Annotated in this window: 16 protein-coding genes and 1 other RNA gene; 10 read left to right on the top strand and 7 right to left on the bottom strand. The window is 53.4% G+C overall.

Annotated elements, in window-relative coordinates; translation table 11 throughout:
* Positions 1–134: 134 nt before the first annotated feature.
* Positions 135–473 carry a P-II family nitrogen regulator gene (gene glnK / locus GUC22_RS20695; protein WP_004099573.1) on the top strand — a complete coding sequence of 113 codons (339 nt, stop codon included), beginning with the start codon at positions 135–137 and terminating at the stop codon, positions 471–473.
* Between the two features lie 33 nt (positions 474–506).
* The gene (gene amtB, locus GUC22_RS20690; protein WP_004129846.1) at positions 507–1,793 is read left to right on the top strand and encodes an ammonium transporter AmtB; all 1,287 of its coding nucleotides are present in this window, start codon (positions 507–509) and stop codon (positions 1,791–1,793) included.
* 54 nt (positions 1,794–1,847) lie between these two features.
* On the opposite strand, the gene GUC22_RS20685 is transcribed toward amtB, so the two are convergent.
* Together GUC22_RS20685 and GUC22_RS20680 are read right to left on the bottom strand one after the other, a co-directional pair.
* Positions 1,848–2,588 (bottom strand): DUF554 domain-containing protein, encoded by a 741-nt coding sequence (locus GUC22_RS20685; protein WP_004136002.1) that lies wholly within the window; start codon positions 2,586–2,588, stop codon positions 1,848–1,850.
* Positions 2,589–2,696: 108 nt separating this feature from the next.
* The gene (locus tag GUC22_RS20680; protein WP_049099533.1) at positions 2,697–4,181 is read right to left on the bottom strand and encodes a UbiD family decarboxylase; all 1,485 of its coding nucleotides are present in this window, start codon (positions 4,179–4,181) and stop codon (positions 2,697–2,699) included.
* A gap of 170 nt (positions 4,182–4,351) precedes the next feature.
* On the opposite strand from GUC22_RS20680, the gene GUC22_RS20675 reads away from it, so the two are divergent.
* A complete protein-coding gene (locus GUC22_RS20675; protein ID WP_004136010.1) occupies positions 4,352–5,293 on the top strand; it encodes a LysR substrate-binding domain-containing protein in 942 nt (313 codons plus the stop codon).
* Positions 5,294–5,307: 14 nt separating this feature from the next.
* Here the strand turns inward: GUC22_RS20675 and tesB are convergent, their stop codons facing one another.
* Positions 5,308–6,183 carry an acyl-CoA thioesterase II gene (tesB, locus tag GUC22_RS20670; RefSeq protein WP_004136012.1) on the bottom strand — a complete coding sequence of 292 codons (876 nt, stop codon included), beginning with the start codon at positions 6,181–6,183 and terminating at the stop codon, positions 5,308–5,310.
* Between the two features lie 220 nt (positions 6,184–6,403).
* On the opposite strand from tesB, the gene GUC22_RS20665 reads away from it, so the two are divergent.
* The gene (locus tag GUC22_RS20665; protein ID WP_004129852.1) at positions 6,404–6,913 is read left to right on the top strand and encodes a YbaY family lipoprotein; all 510 of its coding nucleotides are present in this window, start codon (positions 6,404–6,406) and stop codon (positions 6,911–6,913) included.
* A 37-nt stretch (positions 6,914–6,950) separates the two neighbouring features.
* Here the strand turns inward: GUC22_RS20665 and GUC22_RS20660 are convergent, their stop codons facing one another.
* Both GUC22_RS20660 and GUC22_RS20655 read right to left on the bottom strand, forming a co-directional pair.
* Positions 6,951–7,262 (bottom strand): MGMT family protein, encoded by a 312-nt coding sequence (locus GUC22_RS20660; protein WP_082237528.1) that lies wholly within the window; start codon positions 7,260–7,262, stop codon positions 6,951–6,953.
* A gap of 65 nt (positions 7,263–7,327) precedes the next feature.
* Positions 7,328–7,735: a hypothetical protein gene (locus GUC22_RS20655; protein WP_004136017.1), complete on the bottom strand. Its 408-nt coding sequence runs from the start codon at positions 7,733–7,735 to the stop codon at positions 7,328–7,330.
* A gap of 249 nt (positions 7,736–7,984) precedes the next feature.
* Between GUC22_RS20655 and ffs the strand changes: the two genes are divergently transcribed.
* The 3 genes from ffs to GUC22_RS20640 all read left to right on the top strand — a co-directional run bounded on the left by ffs (position 7,985) and on the right by GUC22_RS20640 (position 8,867).
* An RNA gene (gene ffs / locus GUC22_RS20650) (signal recognition particle sRNA small type) lies at positions 7,985–8,081 on the top strand.
* Positions 8,082–8,397: 316 nt separating this feature from the next.
* Entirely contained in the window at positions 8,398–8,655 is a 258-nt protein-coding gene (locus GUC22_RS20645) for a hypothetical protein (protein WP_024359033.1), read from the top strand.
* Positions 8,652–8,867 carry a hypothetical protein gene (locus GUC22_RS20640; protein ID WP_004129860.1) on the top strand — a complete coding sequence of 72 codons (216 nt, stop codon included), beginning with the start codon at positions 8,652–8,654 and terminating at the stop codon, positions 8,865–8,867. Before GUC22_RS20645 ends, GUC22_RS20640 begins: the two co-directional genes overlap by 4 nt.
* 133 nt (positions 8,868–9,000) lie before the next feature.
* On the opposite strand, the gene GUC22_RS20635 is transcribed toward GUC22_RS20640, so the two are convergent.
* Positions 9,001–10,428: a PLP-dependent aminotransferase family protein gene (locus GUC22_RS20635; RefSeq protein ID WP_024359032.1), complete on the bottom strand. Its 1,428-nt coding sequence runs from the start codon at positions 10,426–10,428 to the stop codon at positions 9,001–9,003.
* A gap of 87 nt (positions 10,429–10,515) precedes the next feature.
* Here GUC22_RS20635 and GUC22_RS20630 point away from each other — a divergent pair, with 87 nt between their 5' ends.
* On the top strand, positions 10,516–11,130 hold the full coding sequence (locus GUC22_RS20630; protein WP_024359031.1) for a YczE/YyaS/YitT family protein: 615 nt from the start codon (positions 10,516–10,518) through the stop codon (positions 11,128–11,130).
* A 92-nt stretch (positions 11,131–11,222) separates the two neighbouring features.
* Positions 11,223–11,576 (top strand): DUF1428 domain-containing protein, encoded by a 354-nt coding sequence (locus tag GUC22_RS20625; protein WP_004136022.1) that lies wholly within the window; start codon positions 11,223–11,225, stop codon positions 11,574–11,576.
* A gap of 46 nt (positions 11,577–11,622) precedes the next feature.
* Here the strand turns inward: GUC22_RS20625 and GUC22_RS20620 are convergent, their stop codons facing one another.
* Positions 11,623–12,438, bottom strand: coding sequence for a nickel/cobalt efflux protein RcnA (locus GUC22_RS20620; protein ID WP_049131447.1), 816 nt, complete (start codon positions 12,436–12,438; stop codon positions 11,623–11,625).
* A gap of 166 nt (positions 12,439–12,604) precedes the next feature.
* Between GUC22_RS20620 and GUC22_RS20615 the strand changes: the two genes are divergently transcribed.
* On the top strand, positions 12,605–12,877 hold the full coding sequence (locus tag GUC22_RS20615; protein WP_004129869.1) for a metal-sensing transcriptional repressor: 273 nt from the start codon (positions 12,605–12,607) through the stop codon (positions 12,875–12,877).
* The last annotated feature ends 1 nt before the right edge of the window (position 12,878 follow it).

Raw genomic sequence — 12,878 nt, 5'->3', positions numbered from 1 at the left:
CGTTTCCGGCGAATTCTTCACCTTCTCCCTCAAAAAGGGCCGCCTGGCGGTCCTTTTTCATTTCTGGCATAGCCCTTGCTTTAGTAGATACGTGTTAGCTGCGGCCATTACCGAATTCTGACTGGAGGGGACTTATGAAGCTGGTTACCGTGGTAATCAAACCATTCAAACTGGAAGATGTGCGTGAAGCATTATCTTCAATGGGTATTCAGGGCCTGACGGTCACTGAAGTTAAAGGGTTCGGCCGTCAGAAAGGCCACGCGGAGCTCTATCGCGGCGCCGAATACAGCGTCAATTTTCTACCGAAAGTGAAGATTGATGTCGCGATTGCCGACGATCAGCTGGACGAAGTCGTCGATGTCATCAGTAAAGCGGCGTACACCGGAAAGATTGGCGACGGCAAAATCTTTGTCGCCGAGCTGCAGCGCGTGATTCGCATCCGTACCGGCGAATCTGACGAAGCGGCACTGTAACTTTCAGACCACACAGTGATGGGGAACGAAACAATGAAGATAGCAACAATGAAAACAGGTCTGGGAGCGTTGGCTCTTCTTCCGGGACTGGCGATGGCCGCACCGGCGGTAGCGGATAAAGCCGACAACGCTTTTATGATGATTTGCACCGCGCTGGTGCTGTTTATGTCGATTCCTGGCATCGCGCTGTTCTACGGCGGGCTGATCCGCGGTAAAAACGTTCTCTCCATGCTGACTCAGGTGATCGTGACTTTTGCGTTGGTCTGCGTGCTGTGGGTGGTTTATGGCTACACGCTGGCCTTCGGCGCTGGCGGCAGCTTCTTCGGCAACTTCGACTGGGTACTGCTGAAAAACATTGAACTGAAAGCGCTGATGGGAAGCTTCTATCAGTACATCCACGTTGCCTTCCAGGGCTCCTTCGCCTGTATTACCGTTGGTCTGATCGTCGGTGCGCTGGCGGAACGCATTCGCTTCTCGGCGGTACTGATTTTCGTCGTGGTATGGATGACGCTCTCTTATGTGCCGATTGCGCACATGGTATGGGGCGGCGGTCTGTTGGCCACGCACGGCGCGCTTGATTTCGCCGGCGGTACGGTGGTTCACATCAACGCCGCGGTAGCGGGGCTGGTGGGTGCCTATATGATGGGCAAACGCGTTGGCTTTGGTAAAGAAGCGTTCAAACCGCATAACCTGCCGATGGTATTCACCGGCACCGCGATCCTCTACGTTGGCTGGTTCGGCTTTAACGCCGGTTCAGCCAGCGCGGCGAACGAAATTGCCGGTCTGGCGTTCGTTAATACCGTGGTGGCAACGGCGGCAGCTATTCTGGCGTGGACCTTCGGCGAGTGGGCAACCCGCGGTAAACCATCTCTGCTGGGCGCCTGTTCAGGTGCGATTGCCGGGCTGGTCGGCATCACTCCGGCGTGCGGCTACATCGGCGTCGGCGGCTCTCTGATTGTCGGTATCGCTGCGGGCCTGGCGGGACTGTGGGGCGTCACCGTACTGAAACGCTGGCTGCGCGTTGATGACCCATGCGATGTGTTTGGCGTCCACGGCGTCTGCGGTATCGTAGGCTGCATCCTGACCGGTATCTTCGCCGCGACGTCTCTGGGCGGCGTCGGTTACGCGGAAGGCGTCACCATGGGCCATCAGGTTCTGGTACAGCTGGAAAGCATCGGTATCACCATCGTCTGGTCCGGCGTCGTCGCCTTCATTGGTTACAAAGTTGCCGATATGACCGTTGGCCTGCGCGTACCGGAAGATCAAGAGCGTGAAGGGCTGGACGTAAACAGCCACGGCGAAAACGCCTACAACGCCTGATTAATCGTTATCTTTAATCGACAAAAAGCGGAGCCTGGCTCCGCTTTTCTATGGTTAGCTAATCGACTGGATCCACGGCAATAGCGTTGAGACCCACAGCCATGAGAGAGGCATGACGATGATCAGTCCCGGAAGTAGATTCGCTACCGGGAAGGATTTAATACCGCAGATCCGCAATCCCGTCACAAACATAATAAAACCGCCAAGCCCGGAGAAATCAGCAACCATTTCTGGCGTTAGCATTGGCATGATTGATTGCCCGATGAATAGCAGAATCATCTGGACGATAAATTGCGGGATCGCGATAGTCGCGACCGAAAGGCCAAGCAGGGTGGCAAAAATACCGGCGGTCAGGATATCGAGGAATGATTTGGTTAACAGGATGGATATGTCTCCGGTTATCCCTTCCTGCATGGCGCCAAATATGCCCGTTCCCGAGGCCACGAACAGCACCAGAATCCCCACGAATTTATCGAGATACTCCTCTTGTGATAATGTGCTGCCGCTTTTTTGCGGGGCAATTTTATCGATAATAAAACGTAATTTAGATGCGCCGCGGCCAATATTTTTCTCGATAGAAAATATTTCACCGATAATAGCGCCGAAGAGTAATGACGCGACGACTACGGGCAGCGCGTGTAATTTAATGATGACCGTTATTCCCATTCCCATGGAGGCCGCACCAAAAGTCAGAGGTAGCGCAGTACGGAATTTTTCACTTAAGCGATCGCCAATTAAGCCGCCGACGATCCCGCCGATAAGCGTTGAAGTGGAGTTAATGATTGGCCCAATCATTGTTTTACCTTATTGATATTTTCAAAGTATCTATTTTTGTTATGAGTCCACGAACGGACCCGCTATTCGGCGGGCTCTGCGGATAATGAGCCTGCCGATAGTGAACGGCTATTTTTTGAAGCCCGGAATGAAACGATTAACATCCACCTCAAGGAATTTGCTGCGCTGAAAATTCGCTTTCAGGTTCCATGGAACGGTGCAGTCAAAAATCGTTTTACAGGCAATCCCGTGGCCGAGTATTGATGGGCTGAATGCGGGATCGGATGACGGATCGAGCGGATGGCAGCGTACACCCGGTATAAAGATAGTACTGACATCCCCCTGGTAGCGCGTTGTCATCGCCCACATCACATCGTTAATATCAAAAACATCAACATCCTCATCAATCAACATGACATGTTTCAATTCTGAGAAAGCCGAAAACGCGAGAAGCGCGGCCTGGCGCTGCCTGCCCTCATCCGCTGGCGTGCGTTTTTTAACCTGTAGCACGGCCAGATATTTGCCTGTGCCCGGCGATGGGCAATGCACGTTCTGAACGAAACCAGGCAATGCCTTTTCAACCATTTGCAAGATACTGGCTTCTGTTGGGATCCCGGCCAGATTGGTGTGCTCATCGCTTGCTCCAATACAGGTTTGCAGGATTGGATGGCGGCGGTGAGTAATAGCTTTAACTTTGATTACCGGAACCTGAGCCTGAGCGCTGCCGGTGTAGCCTGGAAACTCCGGCATAGCCTTACCGGTATCGGTGTTCTGATCTTCACGCACTCTCACGTTCGGTAAGAGTTCGCCTTCGATAACGACTTCAGCGTTAGCGATAGCAAGCGCATTAACGCTCACGCACTCGGTAAGCTCTACAGGCTGGTTGCGCAAACTACCGGCAATTGACAGTTCGTCAAAACCTAAAGGCGTTGTCGGGGGCTCGAAGCAGGCGCCGATCTCAATTGCCGGATCGACGCCAATACTGATAGAGATAGGCAGCGCTTTTCCGGCGGCTTCGGCTTTCTGGCGGAAAGTATCAAGGTGGCGGCCTGGAACAAAATACATTGATATTTCATCTTTACTCTGGACGCATAAACGATGAATGGTGACGTCACGTTCACCGGTTTGCGGGTCGGCGGCGTAGCACATACCGAGAGTAAAGTAGGGGCCGGCATCTTCCGGAGTATTGGTGGGCGCAGGCAATATTTTCAGGATATCGAAATCAGGATCGGTCGCCAGGTGAACGACTTCCTGACACGCGGCCTTGTCGCGTGGGATGACTATCGGCGCAATAGGGTTGGCAACGGAGTCTTTTAGCATAAACGCCAGGTTTTCAGGCGTGGTGCCAAACAGGTGGGCGACGCGCTTGCGTGAGCAAAGTAGACCGATGAGCACCTTTACGTCGTCGTACCCTTTGATTTTGTTAAAAATCATGGCTGGGCCCACGCGAGTAGGGCGCTGGACGGTGCCGTGCGCCCCGACGTAGCGGTATACGCCAGATAATTCGGCAATAGGATCAACAGGTTCATCGGTATAGATCAATTCATCATCGTAATGGCTTAATACAGCCAATGCGGAGCGCAGATCCGTCACTTTTGGTTGTTCCATGGGCATTGAACTCTCCTTTTTATTTCATTAAACGATGACCCGATGGGCATATAGCGCCGACCCTGATTTTTAATCATCGCGATGGGGTTAATTTTCGATAAATACAAATAAGAGTCCAATAACATTGCCCCGGATTTTAATAAGGATTTATTATTAGCGTCTTCCTGGAGGTCGTTATGGATTATCGGCAATTACATGCTTTTGTGGTACTGGCGCAAGAGCTGCATTTCGGACGGGCGGCGCAGAGGCTTAACGTTACCCAGCCTGCGCTCACGCAGCAGATTAAAAACCTTGAGAATACGTTGGGCCTGATGCTGTTTGTTCGCGATCGGCGCAATGTTTCATTGACCACAGAGGGGCTATTTTTGATTGACGAGGCGCGAGTTATTCTTGGTCACTGCGATAAGTTCCTCGAAAATGTAAACAGCCTGCGTCTGGGGTATAAAGGACAGTTAAAAGTCGGCTATGTTGGGTCATCTATTCTCGATCCGGCATTGACATTGTTAATAAAAAACTATCGGCATAAGAAATCAGAGACCGATTTGATAATAGAAGAACATAACGCTCATAATTTATTAACATTGTTACTGGATAAACGGATCGATCTGGCTTTTGTTCGTTCGCCAATACCGCAATATGAACAGCTGGAATATATGAATATTGCCACGCGTTCGCTTATTGCCGTCCTGCCGCGTAACCATGAACTGGGTAACCGGCGGAAAATCTCCCTGGCGTTACTGGCGAAAGAACAATTTTTTATGCAAAAGGACCCTTACGGCGTGGGCCTCGGCTGGTCGGCAATTAACGCCTGCCAGCAGGCCGGGTTTACCCCGCAGAAAATTCAGTATACCCGTGATGTATCGGTGGCTATTGGCCTGGTTTCAATGGGAATGGGTGTTGCTCTGGTGCCAGAAACGCAGAGTTCGATGCTGATGTCCGATGTAAGCTACTGCCTGCTGGAGGAAACATTTGCCACTACCACGCTCACTCTGTGCTGGCGGCGGCATACTAAAAATAACATCCTGCGCGATTTTATAAACTACACCCGGGAGCTCACCGACCGTCAGCACCACAGGGCGACTCAAAGCGTGGCAGCCCAACGGTCTGACGATCTTTGAACGAACGGAAGCGTCTATTTGCCCGGGAAGAGGTTCCGGTTGCGCATGACGCCTTCCTGCACCGTGGAAGCTACCAGCGTGCCGTCCTGAGTATAGAACTCGCCGCGCACAAAACCGCGCGCGCTGGAGGCGGAGGTGCTCTCAACGCTGTACAGCAGCCAGTCGTTGATGTTGAACGGACGGTGGAACCACATTGAGTGATCGATGGTGGCGACCTGCATTCCGGGCTCCAGAAAACCGACGCCGTGCGGCTGCAGGGCGACGGGCAGGAAGTTAAAATCCGAAGCGTAGCCTAACAGATACTGATGGATGCGGAGATCTTCCGGAACGGCGCCGTTGGCGCGGATCCACACCTGACGCGTCGGTTCTGCAACGTGGCCTTTCAGGGGGTTATGAAATTCGACCGGGCGAATCTCCAGCGGTTTATCGCAGAGAAATTTTTCTTTAACCTGCGGCGGCAGCAGATGGGCCAGCTTGCGGGCGATATCCGTTTCGGAGGGGAGGGCGTCCGGGGCGGGCGCCGCGGGCATGGTTTTTTGATGTTCATAGCCGGGTTCTGGCGCCTGGAAAGAGGCGGTCATATAGAAAATCGGCTTCCCGTTTTGAACCGCCGCCACCCTGCGGGCGCTGAAGCTATTGCCGTCGCGCAGGACTTCAACGTCATAGATGATGGGTTTCTGGCTGTCGCCGGGACGCAGGAAGTAGCTGTGAAACGAGTGAATCAGGCGTTCTGCGGGGACCGTCTCTTTTGCTGCGTATAGCGCCTGGCCAACCACTTGACCACCAAAAACCTGACGCAAGCCCAGATCCTCGCTCTGACCGCGGAACAATCCCTCTTCAATTTTTTCCAGATTTAACAATGCCAGCAGATTGGTTAATGCCTGACTCATAGTAACCCTCAATCAATGATGACTGCTTTGCGCAGCGCGTTATTGAGGCAAAGTATAACCTGGAATCGCAAGTGGTCCGATGGGTGCAATAATCTGAATATGGGCTCTTTTCCAGGAAGAGAACTGAGATCTGTGCCACACTTATTTACGATACTAATGTCCTGTCCCCGATTGTGGCTGGATGTACTCCTGTTAAAGAAGGGATGAAAAGGAGAAAAGAATGAAATTTGCCTATATGTTAAGTGCCTTAGCCGTCGCGGCTACGTTGTCTGCCTGTGCGAACAACCACAGCAGTAATGCAGCGAACCAGGCTGCGCCCGATCCTTACGGCATTGCCTCACTAAGCTCCTCGCAGCAGCAGCCTAACGTTTCCGGGACCATCAATATTCGACAGCGCGTGGCGTTACCGCCGGATGCGGTATTAACCGTAACTCTGTCGGATGCGTCCCTGGCCGATGCGCCAGCGCACGTGCTGTCGCAAAAAGCGGTAAGGACCGAAGGGAAGCAGGCGCCGTTTAACTTTGTTCTGCCCTACAACCAGGCGGACATTAAGCCTAATGCACGCATCCTGTTAAGTTCGGCGATTACCGTTAACGGTCAGCTGATGTTTATTACCGATACCGTGCAGACGGTGATTAATCAGGGCGGCAATCGCGCCGATCTGCTGCTGGTACCGGTCCAGCAAACGGCGGTGCCGGTGGCAAATACGAACGTTCCCGCCGCGCAATAACCCCGACAATGCCCCTTTCAGGGGCATTTTTTTGCCTTTAATAAATCCAGCGGTAATGCTGCAGGTCAATATGACCGCTGCCTGAGACCTGAACTCCCTCCGCCAGGAGCGCCTGGCGTTGGCGCTGTAGATCTGGCCCGGTAAGCGAGATATCGCCGTGGCGGTTGACGACCCGATGCCAGGGAAGCAGGGACCCTTCAGGCAGACGCTTTAAAACCCCGCCGACCTGACGCGCCGCACGCGGTGAACCGGCCAACTGAGCAACGTCGCCGTAGGTAGCAACGTACCCCTCTGGGATCGAGGCGACTATCTGCCAGACTCGCTGCGGAAAAGTATCGTGAGAATCCATGGTACGTCCTGCTGCCGGGAAAGGCTCAGGATAATCGTTGTACGACGGGCTGTACAGATAGCGGCTTAAGCCGTTTTAACAACGGTAAATTCCAGCGCCAGGCCAAGCACCTGCATGCCATGGACATTCTCATTCGGTATATTGGTCAGCAGGGTTTCAAGAAACTTCAGGCGTTTTGACTGAGCGTTAATCACCAGTTTTGCGCGCATGGCCGGAAGCTTAAGCGTTGATATTGGATAGACCACCCGACCGCTGACTTCGATAGGGAGTTTACGTAATTCAATGTGCTGAAGGACGCCGACGCTAGAGTAGAGCAGCGCGACCGGGGTGACGGCGAGTAGCGGATTTTGGCTAATGGTCACAAAATCAAGAAGCAGCTCCGGGCGCAGAAAGTTTAAACCGCGGAAGGGAACGGTGACTTCATCGATTGGCGGCATCGCCAGGGTAGTGATTAAACGCGGTGATTCACTCATTCAGATACCATGATAAAAAACATACAATTCATAGTGAACATTATGGATGTTGAGGGGCGTTTGTGCTGAGAGTGCGCTCGCAATCTCCTGCCAGGGACGGAAATTTTACGCTACAAAGCCGCGATATCGCTCTGATTACGCGACTTTGCGCAATAAACCAGCACCCAATCGGCGGCGGCTTGCAATTCAGGGGTTCAGCAGGGATAATGCGCCAGCGCGTTAGGTAACTAGCGCTCTCAATGGGGGCTCTGTTGGTTCTCCCGCAACGCTACTCTGTTTACCAGGTCAGGTCCGGAAGGAAGCAGCCAGAGCAGACGACGTGTGTGCCGGGATGTAGCTGGCAGGGCCCCCACCCATTTCAGCGTGCCCCAGCGCTCTGTGCATCTAATAAGCGGCTTCGCTCATCCCCTCATTTTTAATATCCACAAATAAAGTGTGTATTTTTTCTCGTTTCTAAAACATATCTTTTTTATGCCAAAAATTCTCTACGTCATAAAATTGAAATTTAACTGAAATATTAATGTCATCTTTATGTCATATATAACGTGCAGATTATTCATGGGAAAATGTTGTTAGATATAAGCTAAAAATATATCTCTGGATCAGCATGTTAACTTCGTGTATTAATTATATGATGATTTTATTTCACGGGAAGCGTGACTATGACCACGGTAGTTCTGAACGTAAAAATTGATGGCGAGTTAAAAGAAAAGCTGCGTCAGTATGCGGAAGAAAATAACGAAAATTTAGGAACAGCTACGGAGAAACTGCTACTCCTGGCCTTTCAGGTAGTGGAATCAGCAGACGAGGCGGGGGTTTCGGAAGAAGATATCGATAGCCAGCATACCGAAGAGGAAGCGTCTCCATTAACCCCTAAAGAAATCAAAGCATTACGTAAAATTCTGAAGAAGAGAAAATGAAACAACAACTCTCTACAGCCAGCAACTATAGCGAAGCCTGCGACATGCTGCGTTCCGGCTACGTCAAGCACGTACGCCTGAACTGGAATATCGGTAGCGATGAGTTTTTTCGCATTGCCTCCGATTGGTGTGACACCGGTGCAAAAATTAAAAAAGATGAAGACGGCTTTATTATTTCTCTGAAAGGGTTTCCGATCCCGCGTCAGCATTAATGAAACTATTTTAATTTTGTCATCGGGCTGACACGTCAGAAAGACAAAATTGAACGGCAATTTTATAAAAACATCTCATATGCATCACGGATGATGGTTTTTGACGGGCTGGCTCCAGCCCGTCGATATTTTATTAGATGATTTTCCTCAGACGAAAGCTCTCCTTCTGCTCCGTAAGACTATGCCATAGCGGCTGCAATGTAGTAAACGCGCTGCGTAGTTCCTCATCCGAAAGGGTAAAGGGCAAACGCAAATAGCGATCAAACGCGCCGGCCAGACCAAAACGTGTGCCCGTCCCGATGTGAATTCCGCGGCTTTCAGCGCGAACGGAAAAGAGCGTCGCCAGCATGCCGGGTAATTCAACCCAAAAAGAGAGCCCCCCTTCCGGCGGAGTGAAGCGCCAGTGGGGAAAATATTCCGCCATCAGCGCCCCGCACATATCCCGGCGGGTCGCCAGCATGGCGCGGCGTGACGGCAGCAGCCTTTTCTCATTCTCAAGCAACCAGCAGCAGGCCAGCTGTTCCAGCAGCGGGGAACCGAGATCGAGAGAGTCGCGCGCCTGAACTAGCGAGGCAATGGTTCGTGAAGAGGCGCGGATCCAGCCTATGCGCAGGCCTCCCCAAAAGCTTTTTCCTGCCGATCCGATGGTTATTACCGGGGCATCGGGATTAAACGCCGCTAAAGGCGGCGGCGGCGGGGCGTCGTACCATAAATCCACCATCGTTTCGTCTACCACCAGCGTGGTGCGGGTTTGCGCGGCGATATCTGCTACCCGCTGGCGCGTGGCGCTATCCATACAGCGGCCGGTAGGATTATGAAAATCCGGCATCAGCCACGCCAGGCGCGGCGCCGTTTGGGCGATCGTTGCCGCCAAACCGTCGCAATCCCATCCCTGCTGCGGTAACGCAACGCTAACCGGACGGCATGATGCGCCCTGAATCGCGCTAAGCGCCATGGGGTAAGTTGGCGCATCCACCACCACCCGATCGCCGGGCCCGGTGAATAAACGCAGAACCAGCGCAAAGCCGCTAAGCGCCCCGTTGACGATCATCACCTCATCGCTGCGGGTTGGCAGCCCGCGTTCGCTATAGCGGCGGGCGATAGCTTCGCGCAGCAGCGCTAGCCCTTGTTGATCGTAACCGGTATTGGATAAATGCTCAGGCATGATCTTCAGAGCCTGGCTGTAGGCCTGATGGATCTCGGGTCCGGCGCTCAGGGCGGCAACGGCCAAATTCACCGAGAGCGGGTCCGGTTTTTGGGCTGACGCTTCCACCGGACGCTCCGGCAGGGCGATCCGCGAACCGCTTCCCTGGCGGCTATAGAGATAGCCCTCCTCCCGCAGCTGCCCGAGCGCGCTGGCAACCGTGGTGCGGCTGATATTCAGGGCTGCCGCCAGTTCACGCTCGCCCGGCAGGCGGGTTTCCAGCGCCAGGCGGCCATCGAGGATAAGCAGGCGCAGCGCTTCCGCCAGCTGACGCCAGATAGGCGTACGAGAGGTGGACTCCTGCCAGTTGCCGAGCAGCCGTACCAGCGATTGTGAACCAAAGCGACGAGATGACATAGCAATCCACTTTTTAAAAACTGGCCATTAATTATCAATCCATTTTTGCTGATGATGAGGGAAATCGCAATTGTCCTGAGGTGAAAAATGGTACGTCGCTTGCTGCAACTTTACATTGGTCTGGTCCTGTACGGCGTGTCGACCGCGTTATTTGTTCACGCCAATCTGGGGGCAGACCCGTGGGATGTTTTTCATTTAGGGATCGGCAAACAGTTTAATCTGGATTTCGGTACGGTCATGATCCTGACGGGAGCGGCAGTACTGCTGCTGTGGATCCCGCTACGGCAAATGCCGGGGCTGGGGACGGTAAGCAACGTTATTGTGCTGGGGCTGGCGGCAAACGCGACTCTGGCCGTGCTGCCGCCGTTAGATTCGCTGGTGGCGCGTAGCCTGCTGTTGGGTGGGGCTATCGTACTGAATGCGCTGGCGACGGGGATGTATATTGGCGCGGGTTTCGGTCCCGGGCCGCGCGATGGGTTGATGACCGGCCTGCATGCCCGTACGGGATGGTCGCTGCGCGGTATTCGCACCGCGATTGAAGTTTCGGTTCTGTTGATTGGCTGGATGATGGGCGGCAAGTTTGGCGTGGGAACCGTACTCTACGCGTTAACTATCGGCCCGCTGATCCAGCTGTGCCTGCCGTGGTTCCATCAGCCGGCCGCGCGTAAGGCTCTGGCGAAACCCGGTGAGGCTATTTCCTGATTTTACGCTGCCATCAGGCCTGGCGACTAAACTTATCAATTCAGATACGGCCGGATTCTCCGGTCGTACTGTTCACTTCGGAGAGCAGACTCATGAAGTATGTTGATGGTTTTGTCGTTGCCGTACCGGCGGAAAATAAGGAGGCATACCGCGAGATGGCAGCAAAGGCCGCGCCATTATTTAAAGAGTTTGGCGCATTACGCGTGGTCGAGTGCTGGGCGGATGATGTCCCGGATGGCAAGCTGACCGATTTTCGCATGGCGGTGAAAGCTGAGGAGGGTGAAGAGGTGGTATTCAGCTGGATTGAGTATCCCTCTAAAGAGGCTCGCGATGCCGCCAATGCCAAAATGATGGCCGACCCGCGAATGAAAGAGTTTGGCGATAATATGCCCTTTGATGGAAAACGAATGATATACGGCGGCTTTGCTCCGCTCCTGGATGAGTAATTCATCTTTGCCATCCCCATCGTTTGTGGGGATGGCGATAGACGCGTTACAGATGACTCCAGCCATGCAGCAGCATATACAAGCCCACCACCATAATCAGGGTGCCGGAAATCCACGGCGCTTTGCGCGAGAGATCGTTCAGCCCAGGCCAGCGGTTGGCTACGTGCTTCAGGCTCAGCGCGGCAATTGCGCCGGAAGCCACCAGAGTGAGCGCCAGCCCAACGCTAAACCCCAGCACCAGGGTTGCGCCCAGCGAGAACTTTTTCAACTGCAGGCAAATAAGCAGCACGGTTATTGACGCCGGACAGGGAATGAGCCCCCCCGTCAGTCCAAACAAGACGATCTGCCCGGTCGTGACCCGTTGCCCGTTAAAGCGGCGATTGATCTCTTGCGCATGCGCGCGCTGATGGGCGTCCTGCCAGTCATCGGCGACAACCAGCGGAGGTTGATGAACGTGGGGATGATGTTCATGCGGGTGGTGGTGATGCTCATGATTATGCTCATGCTCATGGTGATGTGAACGAGATTCGTGCCAGGTACGCCACAGCATCCAGCAGGCAATCAGTACGATAAGGATCCCTGAGAACAGTTGAAACCAGGGTTCCGACGTTTGCGCATTCCAGCCGCGGCCAAACCACAGGCCTGCCATGGCCACCAGCCAGACCACCGCCGTATGCGACACCGTCGCCGCCAGCCCCAGCAGCACCGCCTGCTTCAGGGTTCCGCGGACTGCTACGATAAACGCCGCCATCATGGTTTTTGAATGCCCGGGCTCAAGGCCGTGCAGGGCGCCCAGCAAAATAGCGCTGGGAATAAATAGCCAGGCATTGCCCTGCTGCAGGAGTGAAGCGAAATCGGTCATAACGTGATCTCTAACCTAAAGTGTTGATATGCTACTCCCCCCCAGTACATAAATACTACCCCCCAGTAGAAAAATACTCCGGGGGAGTAGAGCATGTTATGCTGTTCTCATTGTGTATCGTGGTCGTTAGTCAAAACGATCGATTAATCAAATAGTGGATCGCGTAATGTCACATACCGTTCGTCACAAGAAGATGTTATTGACCCGATTGAAGAAAATTCAGGGACAAAGCGCCGCGCTGGAAAAAATGCTAAACCGCGAACATGAATGCGCCGAGGTTTTACAGCAGCTGGCTGCGATTCGCGGTGCGGTAAACGGCATGATGATGCAGGTTATCCAGGGGCATTTAACGGATCACGTCGTTAAAGAGCCGGAGGAGGGCCAGCGCGAAGCTGACCTTGATGTAGTAATGCAGGTAATAAAATCCTATCTGAAATAGG

Source organism: Klebsiella sp. MPUS7, assembly GCF_009905335.1.
In the GTDB taxonomy this organism is placed as follows: domain Bacteria; phylum Pseudomonadota; class Gammaproteobacteria; order Enterobacterales; family Enterobacteriaceae; genus Klebsiella; species Klebsiella grimontii.
Note: the sequence above shows the minus strand (reverse complement) of the source record. Positions and strands in the feature narration are given on the sequence as shown.

Bases quoted from the DNA above. Each gene is read 5' to 3' on its own strand.
- glnK (WP_004099573.1), top strand. From the start codon at position 135: ATGAAGCTGGTTACCGTGGTAATCAAACCATTCAAACTGGAAGATGTG.
- amtB (WP_004129846.1), top strand. From the start codon at position 507: ATGAAGATAGCAACAATGAAAACAGGTCTGGGAGCGTTGGCTCTTCTT.
- GUC22_RS20685 (WP_004136002.1), bottom strand. From the start codon at position 2,588: ATGATTGGGCCAATCATTAACTCCACTTCAACGCTTATCGGCGGGATC.
- GUC22_RS20680 (WP_049099533.1), bottom strand. From the start codon at position 4,181: ATGCCCATGGAACAACCAAAAGTGACGGATCTGCGCTCCGCATTGGCT.
- GUC22_RS20675 (WP_004136010.1), top strand. From the start codon at position 4,352: ATGGATTATCGGCAATTACATGCTTTTGTGGTACTGGCGCAAGAGCTG.
- tesB (WP_004136012.1), bottom strand. From the start codon at position 6,183: ATGAGTCAGGCATTAACCAATCTGCTGGCATTGTTAAATCTGGAAAAA.
- GUC22_RS20665 (WP_004129852.1), top strand. From the start codon at position 6,404: ATGAAATTTGCCTATATGTTAAGTGCCTTAGCCGTCGCGGCTACGTTG.
- GUC22_RS20660 (WP_082237528.1), bottom strand. From the start codon at position 7,262: ATGGATTCTCACGATACTTTTCCGCAGCGAGTCTGGCAGATAGTCGCC.
- GUC22_RS20655 (WP_004136017.1), bottom strand. From the start codon at position 7,735: ATGAGTGAATCACCGCGTTTAATCACTACCCTGGCGATGCCGCCAATC.
- GUC22_RS20645 (WP_024359033.1), top strand. From the start codon at position 8,398: ATGACCACGGTAGTTCTGAACGTAAAAATTGATGGCGAGTTAAAAGAA.
- GUC22_RS20640 (WP_004129860.1), top strand. From the start codon at position 8,652: ATGAAACAACAACTCTCTACAGCCAGCAACTATAGCGAAGCCTGCGAC.
- GUC22_RS20635 (WP_024359032.1), bottom strand. From the start codon at position 10,428: ATGTCATCTCGTCGCTTTGGTTCACAATCGCTGGTACGGCTGCTCGGC.
- GUC22_RS20630 (WP_024359031.1), top strand. From the start codon at position 10,516: ATGGTACGTCGCTTGCTGCAACTTTACATTGGTCTGGTCCTGTACGGC.
- GUC22_RS20625 (WP_004136022.1), top strand. From the start codon at position 11,223: ATGAAGTATGTTGATGGTTTTGTCGTTGCCGTACCGGCGGAAAATAAG.
- GUC22_RS20620 (WP_049131447.1), bottom strand. From the start codon at position 12,438: ATGACCGATTTCGCTTCACTCCTGCAGCAGGGCAATGCCTGGCTATTT.
- GUC22_RS20615 (WP_004129869.1), top strand. From the start codon at position 12,605: ATGTCACATACCGTTCGTCACAAGAAGATGTTATTGACCCGATTGAAG.